Raw genomic sequence first — 17,334 nt, forward strand, 5'->3', positions numbered from 1 at the left:
TGTTTCCGCCGCGCTGCTCCGGCAGACGCGCGGCGCGGCCGTGCTCATCCCCGCGAACCGCCGTCCCGGTGTCCGCCGCGGCGCTCGCCCCCTCACGAAGTACGACAACAACTCAAGGAGACATTCATGAGACTTCGACCCTGCGCGCACCCCGCCTGGCCCCTGATGCTGCCGTTCGCGCTCGCCGTGTTCGGCGGCGGCGCCTCGGCCTACGACTGCACCGGCGTGGCCGAATGGACCGCGACCGCGGCCTACGGCGGCAACGCGATCGTCAAGCAGACCAACACCGCCTACCAGGCCAAGTGGTGGACCCAGAACAACTCGCCCGCGACCAACTCCGGGCAGTGGGACGTGTGGAAGGTGCTGGGCGCCTGCGACACGGGTGGCGGTGGCACGAACAAGCCGCCCACGGTGTCCCTGAGCTCGCCGGCCCCCGGCGCGAGCCCCACGGCGGGTGACGTGGTCACCCTGTCGGCCAACGCCGCCGACAGCGACGGCAGCGTCGCGAAGGTCGGTTTCTACGTCAACGGCGCGCTGGTCGCCGAGGACACCACCGCGCCCTTCTCCATCAGCTGGACGGCGCGCGCCGGCGTCGCCGACATCGTCGCCCGCGCCACCGACGACAAGGGCGCCACCACCGACAGCGCCGCGGTGCGCATCACCGTGCAGGGCCAGGTCACCGGCGACGAGCGCTGCCGGCCCGAGGGCCTGACCACCAGCGCCGGCACCGCGCCCGCCTACTGCAAGGTCTACGACGACCAGGGCCGCGAAAAGATGGGCGCCGACAAGCCGCGCCGCATCATCGGCTACTTCACCAGCTGGCGCACCGGCAAGACCGGCCAGCCGGCCTACCTCGCGCACCAGATCCCCTGGACGCAGGTGACGCACATCAACTACGCGTTCGCGCACGTCGACAGCGCCAACAAGCTGTCCGTGGGCAACACCGCCGACGCGGCCAATCCCGCCACCGGCCTGACCTGGCCCGGCGTCGCGGGCGCCGAGATGGACCCCGCGTATCCGTACAAGGGCCACTTCAACCTGCTGAACAAGTTCAAGAAGCAGTACCCCAACGTCAAGACGCTGATCTCGGTCGGCGGCTGGGCGGAAACGGGCGGCTTCTACACGATGACCACCAACGCGGACGGGTCGGCCAACACCGCCGGCATCAACGCGTTCGCGGATTCGTCGGTGGCCTTCCTGCGCCAGTACGGCTTCGACGGCGTCGACATCGACTACGAGTACCCCACCAGCATGAAGGACGCCGGCAACCCGGTCGACTTCACGATCTCCAACGCGCGCCGCGCGTCGCTGATGAAGAACTACGTCGTGCTGATGCGCACGCTGCGCGCCAAGCTCGACGCCGCCAGCCAGGCCGACCAGCGCCATTACCTGCTCACGATCGCGGCGCCCTCCTCGGGCTATCTGCTGCGCGGGATGGAAGCGTTCCAGGTCACCCAGTACCTGGATTACGTGAACATCATGAGCTACGACCTGCACGGCGCCTGGAACCAGTTCGTCGGGCCCAACGCCGCGCTCTACGACGATGGCAAGGACGCCGAGCTGACGGCCTGGAACTACTACTCCAGCGCCCAGTACGCCCGCATCGGCTACCTCAACACCGATTGGGCCTACCACTACTTCCGCGGCGCGATGCCGGCCGGCCGCATCAACATCGGCGTGCCGTACTACACCCGCGGCTGGAAGGATGTCGTCGGCGGCACGAACGGGCTGTGGGGCCAGGCACCGCAGGCCGACCAGAGCAAGTGCCCCGCCGGCACCGGCGGCGGCACGGTGCAGAAGTGCGGCGCCGGCGCGGTCGGCATCGACAACCTCTGGCATGACCTCGACGTGTCGGACAAGGAAGTGCCCGCCGGCTCCAACCCGCTGTGGCACACGATGAACCTGGCCTCGGGCCGCCCCGGCAGCTACCTCGCCGCCTACGGCCTGAACCCGGCGACGAACCCGGCCGATCAGCTGGTGGGCAGCTACGTCCGCAACTACGACGCGACGCTGGTGGCGCCGTGGCTGTGGAACGCGCAGAAGAAGGTGTTCCTGAGCATCGAGGACGAGCAGTCCCTGGGCGTGAAGGCGCAGTACGTGGCCGATCGCGGCATCGGCGGCGTGATGTTCTGGGAGCTCGCCGGCGACTACGCCTTCGACACCGCCCGCAACGAGTACTTCATCGGCAACACGCTGACGAACCTGCTCTACACCAAGCTGAAGACGGCGGCGCCCTACGGCAACCGGCTGACGTCGGCGAGCCTGCCGGCGGAGACGCTGGCGATCTCGTACGCGCTGGACGGCTTCGCGCTGGGCGACAGCAACTACCCGATCACGCCCAAGCTCACGCTGACCAACAACAGCACGATCACGCTGCCCGGCGGCACGGAGTTCCAGTTCGACGTGCCCACCGCGATCCCGTCGACGGTGAGCGACCAGAGCGGCTTCGGGCTGACGGTGATCGGCAACGGCTCCAACCCGGCCGGCAACAACGTCGGCGGCCTGCGCAACGACTTCCACCGCGCCAGCTTCAAGCTGCCCGCCTGGCAAAGCCTGGCCCCCGGCGCCAGCGTGACCGTCACCATCAACTACTACCTGCCGATGCCCATGCCCAGCAACTGGACCGTCACCGTGAACGGTCGCAGCTATGCGCTGGCGCAGGAGGCGCGCCGCGGCGCGGTGCCCGCCGCCGCTTCGGCCAGGGCGACCCCGGCCGCCACGGCCGCGCGCAAGTGATGACCCGGACCTCCCGCCCCCACCAACCCCGAACCAAGGAACTCGACATGACGAACCGATTGGCCCGACTGCGCTGGACCGCCCTCGCCGCCGCGATGGCGGCGGGCAGCGCCCACGCCTACGACTGCAGCAACGTGCCCGAGTGGAGCGCCTCGGCGGTCTACACCGCCAACGCGCTGGCGAAGCAGAACAACACGGCCTTCCAGGCCAAGTGGTGGACGCAGAACAACTCGCCGGCCACGAACTCCGGCCAGTGGGACGTGTGGAAGTCCCTGGGCGCGTGCGACGGCGGCGGCACCGACGTCACGCCGCCCAGCGTGCCGTCCGGCCTGAGCTCCAGCAACATCACCACCAGCAGCATCACGGTGAGCTGGTCCGCGTCGACCGACACCGGCAGCGGCGTCAACAACTACGAGGTGCTGCGCGGCGGATCGCTGATCGCGTCGCCGACGGCCACGACCTACACCGACACCGGCCTGACCGCCGCCACGTCGTACAGCTACCAGGTGCGCGCGAAGGACAAGGCCGGCAACGTCTCGGCGCTCAGCGCCGCGCTGCTGACCAGCACCGCCAGCGGCGCCTGCGCCGCGGCGCCCGCGACGCCGGGCGGCCTGACCTCCCCGTCCAAGACCGCCACCAGCATCAACCTGGCCTGGAACGCGGTCGCGGCCGGTCCGAACTGCACCGTGCAATACCGCGTCAACCAGGGCACGGCCCAGGTCGCGCAAGGCCCGGCGACGAACGCCAGCGTGGCCAACCTGTCGGCCGACACGAACTACACCTTCACCGTCTCCGCCTTCAACCAGGCCGGCAGCTCGCAGCCGTCCGCGCCCATCACCGTGCGCACCAACACGCAGACCGGCGGCAGCAAGATGCTGCTGGGCTATTTCGCGCAGTGGGGCATCTACGGTCGCAACTACCAGGTGAAGAACATCGACACCAGCGGGTCGGCGGCGCAGCTCACGCACATCAACTACGCGTTCGGCAACGTCCGCAACAACCGCTGCGAGGTCGGCCTGACCGTGGCCAGCGACCCCAACACCGGGGCCGGCGGCGATGCGTTCGCCGACTACAGCAAGGCCTTCCCGGCCGCGCAGAGCGTCGACAACGTGGCCGACACCTGGGACCAGCCGCTGCGCGGCAACTGGAACCAGCTCAAGAAGCTCAAGGCCAAGTACCCCAACCTGAAGGTGCTGATCTCGCTGGGCGGCTGGACCTGGTCGCGCGGCTTCTCCAGCGCGGCGCGGCCTGAGAACCGCGTGGCCTTCGTGCAGAGCTGCGTCGACGCCTACATCAAGGGCAACCTGCCGGTGACCGACAACGCCGGCGGTCCGGGCGCGGCGGCCGGTGTCTTCGACGGCATCGACATCGACTGGGAGTACCCCAACGCCTGCGGCCTGGCCTGCGGCCAACCGGAAGATCGCGCCAACTTCACCGCCCTGCTGGCCGAGTTCCGCAAGCAGCTCGACGCGGTGCGCCCCGGCCTGCTGCTGTCCATCGCCTCGGCGGCGGGCGTGGACAAGGTGCGGCAGTTCGATCCGGATCAGATCCATCCGTACCTGAACTTCATCAACGTGATGACGTACGACTTCCACGGCGGATGGGACACGATCACCGGCTTCCACTCGGCGCTCTACGGCTCCACCGCGGATCCGTCGACGGGGGACGTGCGCTCGTACAACACCAACGCAGCGATGCAGGCCTTCCTCGACAAGGGCGTGCCGGCGGCCAAGCTCAACGTGGGCATCGGCTTTTATGGCCGCGGTTGGACCAACGTGCCCAACGTCAACAACGGGCTGTACCAGAGCGGCACGCCCGCGCCGGGCACGTACGAGGCCGGCAACGAGGACTACAAGGTCCTCAAGGCGCTGACCGGGTACACCAGCTACACCGACAGCCAGAGCCGCGCGCAGTGGATCTTCAACGGCAGCACCTTCTGGAGCTTCGACACGCCCGCGACGATCGCCGAGAAGATGACCTACGTGAAGTCCAAGGGCTTCGGCGGCGCGTTCTTCTGGGAGTTCTCCGGGGACGACGCGCAAGGCTCGCTGGCCAAGGCCATGGGCAACGGTCTGAAGTAATCCGGCCGACGTCGATCGGCCGAGGGGAATCGACCGGATCCCCCGGCCCGGCCTGACGGGCCGGGGCGACCTGGCCGGCCCCCCGCCCTCGGGCCCCGCCGCCGATCCTCGGCGCGGGGCCCGTTTCATTGGCGCGCTGCCGTCCTCATGCGTCGGAACAACGATCGACCGCCCTCGGCGCGTGGTCCTTCATTGGTGCGATGACAGTTGCGGGAGCCGCGCGAGCGCCTCCTCGGCGATCTCCAGCGCGCTCGTCAGTCCGGGCGATTCGATGCCCATCAGGTTGAGCAGGCCCGGCACGCCGTGCTGCGCCGGACCGTCGATGCGGAAGTCCGGCGCGGGCTGATCGGCCGCATGGATCTTCGGACGCACGCCGCTGTACGCGGGTTGCAGCGCGCCGTCGGGCAACGCGGGCCAGTAACGGCGCACGTCGGCATAGAAGACGTCCGCGCGCGACGGGTCGACCTCGTAGTCGATCTGATCGGGCCGCGTCACCTCGTCCAGCCATTGGGCGTCGGGACCGAAACGCGCCTGCCCGCCGAGGTCCAGCGTCAGATGCACGCCCAGCCACGCGTCCTGCGGCAGCGGATAGACCAGCCGGGAGAACGGCGCCCGCCCCTGCAGCGAAAAGTAGCAGCCCTTGCTGAATCGCGCGGCCGGCGGCGTCGGCAGGCCCTCGATGTTGGCCGCGAGCAGCGGCGCGCTCAGCCCGGTCGCGTTGACGACGACGCGAGCACCGAGTGCCATCTCCGCGGTCTGCACAACATGTCCCACGCCATCGCGACGCACCGCGGTCACCTCGGCGCCGAACGCGATCGCGCCGCCGTGACGTTCCAGGTCCCCCTGCAACGACAGCATCAGGCCGTGGCTGTCGACGATGCCGGTGGACGGCGACAGCAATGCCGCCTCGCAGCGCAGTTGCGGTTCGAGCGCCTGCGCTTCGTCGCGCGTCAGCCATCGCAGATCCAGCACGCCGTTGGCCGCGGCCTTGGCCTGCAACGCGCGCAGTCCGGCGATCTGGTCGGCGGAAGTCGCCACCACCAGCTTCCCGCAGCGCCGATGCGCGACGCCGTGCGACTCGCAATGCGCGTAGAGCAACGCCTTGCCGCGCACGCACAGGCTCGCCTTCAGCGATCCGGCGGGGTAGTAGAGCCCGGCGTGAATGACCTCGCTGTTGCGCGAGCTGACGCCGGTGCCGATCGCATGCTCGCGCTCCAGCACCAGCGTCTCCAGGCCGCGCCGCGCGAGCGCCCGTCCGATCGCGAGGCCGACGACGCCCGCCCCGATCACCACTGCATCGACTTGATCCATCCGGCGATTGTGCCGAGGCCCCACTGCGACTCGCCACGGAGATCCCGTCGCGTGTCGACGCACGGGCGATTGGTCGATCGATTGGCCGGGTGATCAACGATCAACGATCGATGCCCTCGCCACCGACCGACCGATCGACCGATCGATCGTTCCAGCGATCAAGCGATCCAGCGATCAAGCGCGCAGGTCGCCGAGCGCCTGCGCATGCTGAAGCCCGAACGCGCTCACCGCCGCCGCGTCGTGGCTGAACTCGCCACCGGCCAGCCGCTGGGCGAGGCTTTCCAGGTCGAGCGTCAGGAACTCGCTCACCTCGCCGTCCCCATTGCGCGGCACGAAGCCAGCGGGCAGTTGAAGGCTGAACACATGCAGCACCTCGTCGTGCAGTCCTTCGGGCTCCATGCGCAGGCTTCGCAGCGAGCCTCGCGACTGCACGGCGGCGCTCACCGACATCGGCACGCCCGCCTCCTCCCTCAACTCGCGGCGGGCGCAAGCAACCAGGTCCTCGTCCGCCGCCAACCCGCCCGCGGCGAGGTTGTCCAGCCTGCCCGGATCGGTCGCCTTCGTCATCGCCCGCCGTCCGCAGACGAGGCGTGCGCCCGGCAGGAACCCGTTGACATGCACCGCGCGGCTCATCAAACCGAAGAAGCGGAACGCGGCCCGCTCCAGGCGGAACAGGACGTCGCCGCGCTGATCGCAAGGGTCGCTCGTGGGGCGCTCGCACGCATAGCGCTCATCGCGCCAGCCGGTGATCACGCCGCGATCCCGTAGCGCCCGCGCCACTTCACCGATGCGATCGGAACGCTCGTCCACGGACAGCGAAGCCGCATCCCATCGCAACACGCCGTCGTGCAATTCGAGCTCCGGCCACACGTCCTTCAACACCGCCTGCCGCATCGGATGCAGCCGCCCGATGGGGACGTCGCCGAGCCGCAGCGGCAGCAAGCCCTTGGGCAGCGGCTGCCGCGCCTGTTGCAGGCAACGCGGGATCGCCGCGACGAGCGAAGGAGGGAGCAGGGAAAGCATCGCGCGATTCTCGATCAATCCCCCGCGGTGGGGTCCTGCAGCCATCGTCGTGCGCTGGTTTTCACTCGAAACGCGTAGTCAAACGACAGCCGGAAGTCATTGATAAATCGCATGGTTCAGTTGACCACGGCTATTCGTTGAATTGGCCTTGGCCTAGATTGCCCCCCATGCCACCGAGCCACCCGCAAGACCTGTCACCGCAGAAAGGAACCCCCATGAAACTTGCATTGCACAAGGCGCTCCGCAAAGTCGGAGCCACGGACGAGGATGCACACGAAGCTGCGGAATCCATCGATCACGCCCTGGATCGACGCATCGACGAGAAGCACCGCCACTTCGCCACCAAGAGCGACATCACGGCGGTGCAAGGCGAGATCGTCGGCCTCAAAGGCGACATCGCCAACGTGAAAGGTGAAGTCGCCAATCTGAAAGGCGACATTGCCAATGTGAAGGGCGAGATTGCCAGCGTGCGAGGCGAAATGGCCCACATGAAATCAGAGCTGATCCGGTGGATCGTGGGCGGCCAACTGACTACCGTCGCGCTGATGAGCTCACTGGTCTTCGCGGTGGCGAGGATGCGCGGCGTCGCATGACATACATCGCGCGACGAGTCCCACCGAAAGAAGGACACCCGCCGGCAGTGGCGCCGACGGGTCCGCTCAGAAGCTCCCCTGCTTCACCGGCGCCGCCACGTCCTGCTTGCCGATGGTCGCCGCATAGGCGACCCGCAAGCGTGCCGGGCCGGTCGGCGCGGGCGCGGAGGCCCCGGTGATCGCCACGCCGGTCAGGCGCACCTCGACGAGGGCGTTGTTCGGATCGATGCCCGCGAACAGCACCAGGCCGTTGGGACCGCTGGGCACGGCGGTCGTCACGCCGTCGGGCTTCCAGGTCTGCTGGCGAAAGTAGTGGGTCAGTTGCAGGCCCGCGGCGGCGATCTTGGCGCGCTCGTCGTTGCTGGGCTGGTCCGGCGAGGACCACATCACGTTGACGTGCATCAGCTTGCGCGACGTGGCGCCCAGGATGTAGGACACGCTGGCCGGCCCAGGTCCGGGCTCCAGCGCCGGCAGCGCGACGACGACGACGCGCGTCTTCTCGACGTCGTTGTCGAACTCCCGCACCGCGTCGGGCCCGACCTTGAAGTCGTGCTGGATGGCGGCCCGCACCTGGTCCGCCGTCATGCCGAAATGGGCGCTGCGGAAGCCCTTGATCTGGAACGGCGCGGGGGCGGCCCTGGCGGCCGGCGCATCGGCGGCCACGGCGCCCAGGGACAGGGCGAGGAGGCAAAGGGTTCGCAAGGTCTTGTGCATGGGGTGTCGCTGGTCAGAAGGCGCCGCTCGGGATGCGGTAGACATCGGGGCTGTCGATCTTGGCCACGATCGAATAATGAAGGCTCGCCGGACCCGCGGGCGCGGGCCGGCGGTCCGGGGCGCCGCGGCGCTCGACGTCGAAGGCCATGCCGGTCAGCCGCACCTCGACCGCGGAGCCGGACGCATCGCGCCCGGTGAACAAGGTCAGCGCGCCCGGGCCGGTGACCAGGCCGCGGGTGGTCGCCAGCAGCGGCCATTGCCAACCCGACAGATCCGCCACCAGGGCCGATCCCGCCTTCAGCAGCTGGGCCCGTTCCTCGTCCGTCGGTTGGCCTTCCAGCCGCCAGGCCACGTGCACCGCGACGAGGGTGCGGCTGGTCGCGCCGAAGACATAACTGATCGTCGCGGCACCGCCGGCGGGTGGCAGCGCCGGCACGACGAAGGCCATGCCCAGGGTGCGATCGACGGGGTCCACCGCCTCCTTCAGCGAGGCCAGCGCGGCCGGGTACTCCGCCGCGATCAACGCGCGCGCGGCTTCGGGCGACAGGCCCCAGACGGCTCGGCCGAAGCCGGTCGCGCGGTAGGGCTCGTTGTGGATCAGCCAACGCGTGGGCTGGCCGGTCAGGGACAGCTCGGGAACCGGCGTCTGGGCCATCGCGGAACTCATGAAAGTGAGCGCCAGGCCGGCGAGCAGGGTGTGCAGCAGAGGTTTCATGGCGACTTGATGAAGTTGAGCGCGCCGTCGATGGCCGCCATCCGGACCCCGACGCCCCAGCCCATGACCGTCAATTCGTTCATCGTGCGGGACTGGCGCAAGGCATTGCCGCGCAGATAGTCGGCCGCCCCCTGCGGGTCGGTCTTGACCATCTCCAGGAAGGTCGCCTGCACTTGCGCCTGCTCGCGCTGGGTCGCCGCCGTGCGGTCCACCAGGGCCTTGTAGTTGTTGTAGAAGGTCACGCTGCCCTCCGCGTTCGCATACGGCGATTCCATCCATTTCGGGTTCGCGGTCATGAAGGCGAACCGCGCCACCGGGTCGTTCTTGAGTTCGGCGGCCCGTTCGGCCAGGCGGTTCGGCGACGGATCGACCGAGCCGAAGATCGCGCCCGCCAGCGCGCCGATCGCGGCGTGTGGATCGATCGTGAAGTTGAAGCTCAGGCGCAGGCCGCCGAGGCCGATCGCGGCGCCCAGGTCCAGGCCCACCGTCAACGCGCCGTTGGAGATGCCGCCGGTCCAGCGGGCCGCGAAGCCGAGCGAGCCCGGCGAGTACAGCGTGGCGCCCCCCTCGATGGCGCCGACGCTGCCGCTCAGGCCCGCCGATCCGCCCACCGACGCGCCCACCCCGACCTGCTGCTCGCTGGTCAGCGTCAACGCGCCGTCGACCAGGCCGTAGCGGTTCTCCGCGCGGGCATAGGCGAAGGTGCCGGTGGTGACGTCGATGGTGCCGGTGCCGGCGCCGCCGAGCGCGCCCGCCAATCCCGCGTTCGCGTAGATGCCGGCCGACGCGTCGGCCGTGACGGCCACGCCGTTGCGATCCAGCCGCACCAGGGCACCGGCTTCGGCTTGCGCGCCGTAGGTGATGTGGCCGGGCCCGAACTCCATGCTCACTTCCAGATGCGCATTGGCCTCGGCCTCGATGCGCACGCCGGTGACGCCGAAACGCGCGAGCGCGTCCACCGTCGCGCCGGCCTGCGCCGACAGGTCCACGCCGCCCACGTTCACGCTGGTGCCGGTGGCGCCCGAGGCCGAGCCGGTCAGTTCGACATTGGTCCGGTTCACGGTCACGCCGGCTTCCGCGCCGGTCTCGGTCGTGACGCGTTCGAAGTCCAGTGCGCCGGGTTCCTCGCCGCGCCGCACGGTGACGTCGAGGCCGTTCCCGCCCGTGGTCGGCGCGGCGGCGACGGGCGGCGGCGCGACGGCAACCGGCAAGGTCGGCGTGGGGGCCACGCCGACCAGGTTCATGCCCAGCCGCGTGTCCGCGAAGACCTCCAGCGCACCGACGGAATTGATCGCATAGCCGGCGCCCAGGAAGCTGTCCTTGAGCACGCGGTAGTTGCCGGCGTCCTTGCCGAACAGGCCGGTCACGCGGAACTCGATGGTGCCGACCTGCAGCTGGGAGAAGTCCGTCACCTCGGCGCCGGTCATCCGGTTGCGCGCCGTCACGACGGCGTACACCTCGGGACCGCTCAGCGCGCCGTCGGCGCCCCGCAGCGTCGGCACGCCGGGATTGCCGACCAGCCCCAGGCCAGGGATGAACACCGCGTTGCTGGTGCTGTAGCTGATCCAGGCCGGCGTGATCGTCATCAGGCCGGGGATGCTGCCGGTCTCGGCGATCTTGTAGTTCTTCGCCGACGCGCCCGTCAGTCCGGTCACGACCTGCAGGTAGGCGCCCACCGGCGTCCTGCTGTCCAGCGGTACGACGGCGCCTCCCTTGAAGTCCAGCATCGCCACGCTGCCGCCGACCTGGTCGCCCACCATCAGGTTGTCGAAGTTCACCTGCCCGTAGTCGATGCCGACCTGCCAGGGATAGCAGCGCACCAGCTCGCAGGCCTTGTAGTTGCCGTACTGCCCGGACGCGTTGTCCACGGCGTACCGAAGCTCGCGCTGGGCCACCGCCAGTTGACCGCTGGCCACCGTCGCGCCGCCGTCCAGCGCGGCCACGCGGTAGTTGCCGCTCTTCGTGCCGACCAGCGCATCGGTGGCGACGCTGTAGCCGTAGCTGCCGACGTCCAGGCGGCCGGTGTAACCCAGCGTGCCGTCGGCGCCCAGCGTCAGCCGCGCCGACGGCATCTCCGCCGTGCCGCCGGTGCGCAGGCCGATGTCGTCGTTGAACAGCACGCCGCTCAGCTTGCCGAGATTCGCGGTGTTGCCATAGGTGCTGTTGGTCGCCGAGGGCATCGTCAACGTCAGCAGCTTGGGCGCGATCAACAGTTGGCCGCCGACACTGCCGGCCACGTCGAACACGTAGTTGCTCGATCCGGGTCCGGAGATGGCCGTCACCCGGTCGGTGTAGCGACCCGCGTCGCTGCGTTCGGTGTAGGTCGCGACGGCGCCGGTGGTGTCGTTCGTCGCCGTGTAGACGGGGATCACCGTCTGGCCCGGCACGAGGTTGTCGAACACCGGCTGCCCCGCCACGTAGCTGCCATAGACGGTGTTGCGCGTGGGCAGCGACACCACGCTCAGCGGGCGCGGGCTGACGGTGATGCCGCCGAAGAACGGCGCCACCAGCGGGTCCCTGAGCGGCAGCGCGTAGTTGCCGGCCTTCGACCCGGTGAGGTAGCCGGTGTACCAGTAGCTGCCCACGTCCAGCAGCGTGCCCGCCGCGTTGATGTTCTGGCTCGGGTCGCGCGGCACGTTGAGCGTCGTGCGGGCCTGACCGATCACCGACACGTCGTCGCCGAACAGCACGCCGCCCAGGGTGAGGCCGGGGAGGTAGTTGCCGTAGACCAGGTTCAGCCCGCGCGGGTCCACCTCCACCGACAGCACCCGCGGCTGGATGGTGACCCTGCCGGCGCGCATCGGGGGCTGGTCGGACGGCCGGTCGGTCAACACGTAGTTGCTCGCAGCGCTGCCGGTGATGCCGGTGGCTTGCACCTCGTAGATCCCGACCGGCGTGCGACCGTTGAGGTCGATCTTGTCGCTGCGGAACCAGGCCTGCCAGGTGGCCGCCAGCGTGTCGCCGGCCACCACACCGCTGACGGTGACGGCGGGCGGGAAGCCCTCGCCGTAGCTCAGCACGCTGTCGGCGATCTGCACCGTCACCGGCTTGGGCACCACCGTCAGCGGCACCTTGACCAGCCGCGCCACGTAGTTGCCGGCATCCGCGCCGGTCAGGCCGCCGACCAGGCCGATGTCATAGGTGCCCACCGGCGCGCGCGTGTCCAGGCCCGGCTGAGCGCCCTGGCTGGTGATGAAGGCCGCGCTGACGTTGACCTGCTCGCGCCCACCGCTGCTGGTCATCAGCGGCGTCACCACGGCGGTGGGCAGCAGGGTCGCGGCGCCGCCGTAATTGACCTGCGGCACGATCTGGCCGGTGAAGATGCTGCGCGCATACAGCGACACGTCCAGCGGCCGCTGCGCGATGGTCAGCAAGCCATCGGTGTTGCCGGTGCTGGCGAGCACGTAGTTGGACGCGACCGAGCCGGTCAGCGTGCCGCCGGTCCAGCGGTAGGTGCCGGCGCTGTAGAAGCCGCCGGTGGACGTCGTCAGGCTGGGCGCGGTCACCGAGAGCCCCACGTCGTCGTTGCCGACGACGCCGTTCAGGGTGGTCCGAGCCGTCAACCGCAAGTCGCCGCCGCTCTGGTACAGCTCGCCGTAGGTGCGCGTGTCGCCGGTCGCCGCGCGCAGCCACCACGGCGTCAGCGTGTAGGTTAGTTGCTTGGGATCGATGCGCAGGCTGCCGAAGACGGAGCCCGCGGACGTGACCTCGTAGTTGGCGGCATCGGTGCCGCTCAGGGTGCCCACCGCCAGCAGGTAGTGCCCCGCCGCCTGCTGCGCGCCCGGCACCGAACCGCCCGCCAGCACCGTGGCGCCGGCCGCGACGCTGTCGCCGGCCAGCACGCCGCTCAGGCTGCCGGTGGCCAGCGACGGCGCCGTGCCGTAGGTCGTGACGGTGCTCGCGGCGCTGGTGTCGAAGCTGACGGGCTTGCGGGCGATGGCCAGCACGCCGTCCGCGTTGCCGCCGCCGGCCAGCACGTAGTTCGGATTGCCGGTCAGCGCGGTGACGGTCTCGGTGTAGAAGCCGGCGGCGGTGCGCGGGCCCAGCGTGACCGAACCCGCGCCGGAGCGCACGTCCACCACCGCGCCCACCGTGTCGCCAGCCAGCACGTTGCCCAGCGTGGCGGCGCCCGCCACGGCCTGCGTGCCATAGACCGCGCTGACGTTCGCGACGCTGAACGTGACCGGCCGCGGCGTGATGCTCACCGTGCCCGCGGTGTTGCCGCCGGACGCGAGCACGTAGTTGACCGCATCGACACCGGACAGCGCCGAGACGCCGGCCGCGTGGCTGCCCACGCCGGGCCGCGAGATCGCCGCGCCCAGGCCGTCGAGCGCGGACACCGTGGGCCGCACGTCGTCGCCGAAAACGAGGTTGGACAGCGTGGTGACGTTCGTCAGCGTGTTGCCATAGACGGCCGTGCCGCTGCCCACCTGCCAGTTCACCAGGCGCGGCGCGACGGTCAGCGTGCCCGCGCTGTTGCCGGTGGCCGCGATCGTGTAATTGCTGGCGTCGATGCTGACCAGCGAGCCCACGCCGAGGGTGTAGGTGCCGGCCGGGGTGCGGTAGGTGTGGTTCTGCGCGCCGCCGGCATCGAACGCCGTGGGCACGGCGAGGACCAGATCCCCCGGCACGACACCGGACAGCGTGACCGAGGGCAGCACGGCGGTGTCGCCATAGACGCTGCTGGCCGAGCCCACCTGGAAGGTGAGCGGCTTGGGCGTGACGGTGACGCGGCTGGCCGAGCTGTCGGCGCGATTGATGGTGTAGTTGCCGGCGTCGGCGCCGGTCAGCGCGGCGACATCGACGCGGTACTGCCCCACCGGATAGGCGTTGCCGCTGCCGACGATGGTCGTGTACTCGACGGTCACCTGCGGCGTGGCGCCCACCTGGTCGCCGAAGAGCAGGCCGCTGAGCGTCGGCGTGCCCATCGCGGTGCCGTAGACCTGGCTGACGTTGCCGCCGAGGTAGGTGATGGCCTTGGGCGCGATCGTCAGCACCCCGGCCTGGTTGCCCGAGCCGGCGAGCTGGTAGTTGCCCGCTGCGCCGCCGGTCAGGCCGGTGACGGTCTCGGTATAGGTACCGGCGCGGGTGGCGGCGGTGAGCGGGCCGCCGGACGACTGGCCGACGACGGCGGTGACCGCGTCGCCGGACAGCACGCCGTCCAGCGTGGCGGCGCCCAGCGTGGTCAAGGTGCCGTAGGTGCCGGCCGCGTTCGCGACCGACCAGGTCAGCGCCTTCGGGCTGACCGTGAAGACGCCGCTCGTGTTGCCGACGGTGCCGATCTCGTAGTTGCCGGCCGCCGCGCCCGTCAGCGCGGCCACGCTGGTGACATAGCTCCCGGCGTTCATGCGCGCGTCGCGCGTCGTCGGCGTGCCGGCCAGGCTGAAGCCGGCGACCGCCGTCACCGCGTCGCCGCCGACCAGTCCGGTCAGATCGATGGCCGGTGCCGCGCCCAGCGTGCCGTAGGTTTGACCGCCGCCATACACGACGTAGGACAGCGGCTTGCGCGCGATCGTCAGCGTGCCGCTGTCGCCGCCGGCGAAGTCCAGCACGTAGTTGCCGGCCGCCGCGCCGGACAGGCCGGTCAGCGTGAAGGCCGAGCTGCCCGCGTGCTGCGTGGCGCCGAAACCGAAGCCGCCGCCGTTGGCGGTCATCGCCACGCCGCCGGTGCCGTCGAGCGTGGCCAGCGGCGTGAGCACGTCGCCGTTGACGAGGTTGGTCAGGCCGACCACCGCGCCGGGCGTGCCATAGACATAGCTGCCGTTGGACACGGTGGCGGTGACATGGCGCGGCGTGATCGTCAGCGGCGCGGTGCCGTCCCGCATGTCGATGAAGTAGCCGCCCATCAGGCCCGGCACGAAGGAGGGGTTCGCGCCGGCGGACAGCGTCAGCGTCGCGCTGCCCACGGACGCCGTGGCGCCCGGGCCGGCCACCGTGATCGAGCCCGGATTCAGGATGGCGTCGAGCGCCGCGCCCGCGGTGCCCGACGTGACATGCAGTTGCGACGTGCCCAGGCCGGCGGCATTGGGGTTGGCGTCGCCATAGGTGTGGGTGACGGCGGTCGTGCTGCCCAGCGCCAGGCGCGCGGCGTCGCTGCCGTTCATCAGGCCGAAGCGGGTCAGCGCGCCGGCCTCGACGAACTTGATCGTGCCCTCGCCGAAGAGGGAAGCGCTGGCCTCGTTGGTCCAGTTCACGCTGCCGCCGCTCAGGGTGACGGGGCTCACCACCTGGATGTTGCCGCTCAGCGTGATGGCGTTGGTGACGGACACGTCCGCCGGCAGCAGCCGCGGACCGAAGGCCAGCCCCGTGGCGGTGGGCGAGATCGTCGCGGTCAGCGCATCGCCCTGGAAGCGCGGCAGGCGGATCGCGCCGGCGTCGCGATAGGTGTTGCCGGCACCGTCGCCCATCGTCAGCGACAGCCGCCCGTTGTTGTTGATGAATTGCGCGCCGCTCAGGTCCAGCTCCGCCACGCCCGCGCCGCGGTCGGCATCGATCACGCCGCGCGCCGCGGTGTCGTTGGCCACCAGGGTCCAGTTGCCGTCGGCGGTGGTCAGCACGCCGGTCAGCGTGATGGAGCGCCCGGCCGACAAATTCATGTCGCCGGCCTTGGCCGCGCCGGGCTGGGTCACCGTCGCGATGCCGGCCGACCAGCGGATGTCCTGGCTGGCCTGCAGGCTGACGTCGGTGCCGGTGCTCAGCAGCGCGATCAGGTCGGCCGAGCGCAGCCGCGTCTCGGTGCCGGGATTGCTGCCGTAGCCGATGTTGCCGGCCGGATCGGTGGGCGTGCCGCCGTCGATGACGATGTCCTGCGGGTCGAGCAGCAGGCGCCCGCCCTTGCCCAGCAGCAGCCGGTCGAAGGCGATCGTCTGCACCTGCGTGGCCGACGAGACCTCCACCGCGCCCGCCGACTTCGCGCCGCGCGCGTCGATCGCGCCGGCCGCGGTGGTGGCGCGGTCGCTCCACAGGATGGTCGTGCCACCGACGCCGTCGGCGCCGGTGGCGGACACGTCGATGCGGCTGGCGGCGTCGACCTGGGTGGTCCGCGCATTGAGCAGCGGCGTCAGCGCGCCGAAGCGGTGGGCGAAGACCTGCGCGTCGGCACTGCCCGCCGACTGCGGCTTGCCGCCCTGGAAGGCGCCGCCGATGCGTACCAGGCCCCCGCGTTCACTGCCGGTGGCGCTGAGCGTCGCGCCGGCCAGCGCGATCTGCTGGCCGCTCACGTCGATGCGGCCGCCCTGGCTCGCGCCCTCGCCGGCCGATACGTCGAGCGTGCCCGACACCCGCATCCGACCGCCCTCGCCCGCTTCCAGCACGATGGCGCCGTCCCGGCCCGACACGCCGCGGGCCCGGATCTCGCCGGGCACGTGCACGGCGTCGCGCAGGGCCTCGCGCACGGTGGACGCCTTCAGCATCACCGTACCGCCGTCGGCCTCGATCACGCCGCTGTGCGTCACCAGCGCCTGGCCATCGGCGGTCGTGGCGTCCGCCGGCAGCACCACCTGCAGGAAGCCGTCGCCCGACAGGTCCAGCGTGGCGACCTGCGCCGAGCCCAGCGCCACCTTGCCCAGCGGCGCGCGGATCAGCCCTTCGTTGGCCACCGTGCCGCCCAGCAGCGCCACGTGACCGCCCGGGCCGGCGAGGATCTGCCCACGGTTGACCACCGCCCCGCCCGGGCCTGCGAACACGTCGCGGCCGGCCATGAAGTCCTCGTCCTTCATGCCCAGCGTCGACGCCACGAACCCGGCGCGCACGTCGACCAGGCCGGTCGGCGTGATCGCGATGCCGTTGCGATTGATCAGGTAGACCGAGCCGTTGGCCTTCAGGCTGCCGGCGATCGTGGACGGCGCGGAGCCGTCGACCACGTTCAGCGTCGCCGCGCCGGCATTGGGCTGGACGAAGGTGACGCTATTGCCCTGGCCGACGCCGAAGCCCGACCAGTGGATGACGGCGCGCTGGCTGCCCTGCTTCACCGTCAGGGCATTGGGCGCGGGCGTCGAGATCTGCGCCTGGCCGGCGCTGACCTGGCCGCCGCTGGGCAGGGCCTGGGCATGGATCGCCATCGGCACGAGCGGCAGCGTGGCCGCGATCAGCGGCCAGACGACGGTGCGACGCAGCCGGAACGGCAGGTCCAGCACCAGGGAGAGGGTCTTTTGCACGGGCT

At 70.5% G+C, this 17,334-nt stretch carries 8 protein-coding genes; 3 read left to right on the forward strand and 5 right to left on the reverse strand.

What is annotated here, in order from left to right; all coding sequences use genetic code 11:
• Positions 1–126 precede the first annotated feature (126 nt).
• Together CDN99_RS01315 and CDN99_RS01320 are read left to right on the forward strand one after the other, a co-directional pair.
• Complete coding sequence (locus CDN99_RS01315) at positions 127–2,736, forward strand: chitinase C-terminal domain-containing protein (RefSeq protein WP_088382316.1); 2,610 nt, start codon at positions 127–129, stop codon at positions 2,734–2,736.
• A 47-nt stretch (positions 2,737–2,783) separates the two neighbouring features.
• Positions 2,784–4,817 carry a glycosyl hydrolase family 18 protein gene (locus tag CDN99_RS01320; RefSeq protein ID WP_202820209.1) on the forward strand — a complete coding sequence of 678 codons (2,034 nt, stop codon included), beginning with the start codon at positions 2,784–2,786 and terminating at the stop codon, positions 4,815–4,817.
• A gap of 189 nt (positions 4,818–5,006) precedes the next feature.
• Here the strand turns inward: CDN99_RS01320 and CDN99_RS01325 are convergent, their stop codons facing one another.
• A complete protein-coding gene (locus CDN99_RS01325) occupies positions 5,007–6,128 on the reverse strand; it encodes an NAD(P)/FAD-dependent oxidoreductase (protein WP_088382317.1) in 1,122 nt (373 codons plus the stop codon).
• A gap of 174 nt (positions 6,129–6,302) precedes the next feature.
• The gene (locus tag CDN99_RS01330; protein WP_158218724.1) at positions 6,303–7,070 is read right to left on the reverse strand and encodes an NUDIX hydrolase; all 768 of its coding nucleotides are present in this window, start codon (positions 7,068–7,070) and stop codon (positions 6,303–6,305) included.
• 296 nt (positions 7,071–7,366) lie between these two features.
• On the opposite strand from CDN99_RS01330, the gene CDN99_RS01335 reads away from it, so the two are divergent.
• Complete coding sequence (locus CDN99_RS01335; RefSeq protein ID WP_141100587.1) at positions 7,367–7,744, forward strand: hypothetical protein; 378 nt, start codon at positions 7,367–7,369, stop codon at positions 7,742–7,744.
• A 66-nt stretch (positions 7,745–7,810) separates the two neighbouring features.
• Here CDN99_RS01335 and CDN99_RS01340 read toward each other — a convergent pair whose 3' ends face one another.
• The 3 genes from CDN99_RS01340 to CDN99_RS01350 are packed head-to-tail and all read right to left on the reverse strand — an operon-like array spanning position 7,811 to position 17,329.
• Positions 7,811–8,458, reverse strand: a complete 648-nt coding sequence (locus CDN99_RS01340; RefSeq protein WP_088382320.1) for a hypothetical protein — start codon at positions 8,456–8,458, stop codon at positions 7,811–7,813.
• 13 nt (positions 8,459–8,471) lie between these two features.
• Positions 8,472–9,173, reverse strand: coding sequence for a hypothetical protein (locus tag CDN99_RS01345; protein ID WP_088382321.1), 702 nt, complete (start codon positions 9,171–9,173; stop codon positions 8,472–8,474).
• The gene (locus CDN99_RS01350) at positions 9,170–17,329 is read right to left on the reverse strand and encodes a beta strand repeat-containing protein (protein ID WP_141100588.1); all 8,160 of its coding nucleotides are present in this window, start codon (positions 17,327–17,329) and stop codon (positions 9,170–9,172) included. The genes CDN99_RS01345 and CDN99_RS01350 overlap by 4 nt, the downstream gene beginning before the upstream one ends.
• Positions 17,330–17,334: the final 5 nt, after the last annotated feature.

Origin of the sequence: Roseateles aquatilis (assembly GCF_002205645.1) — a bacterium.
GTDB lineage: Bacteria > Pseudomonadota > Gammaproteobacteria > Burkholderiales > Burkholderiaceae_C > Roseateles > Roseateles aquatilis.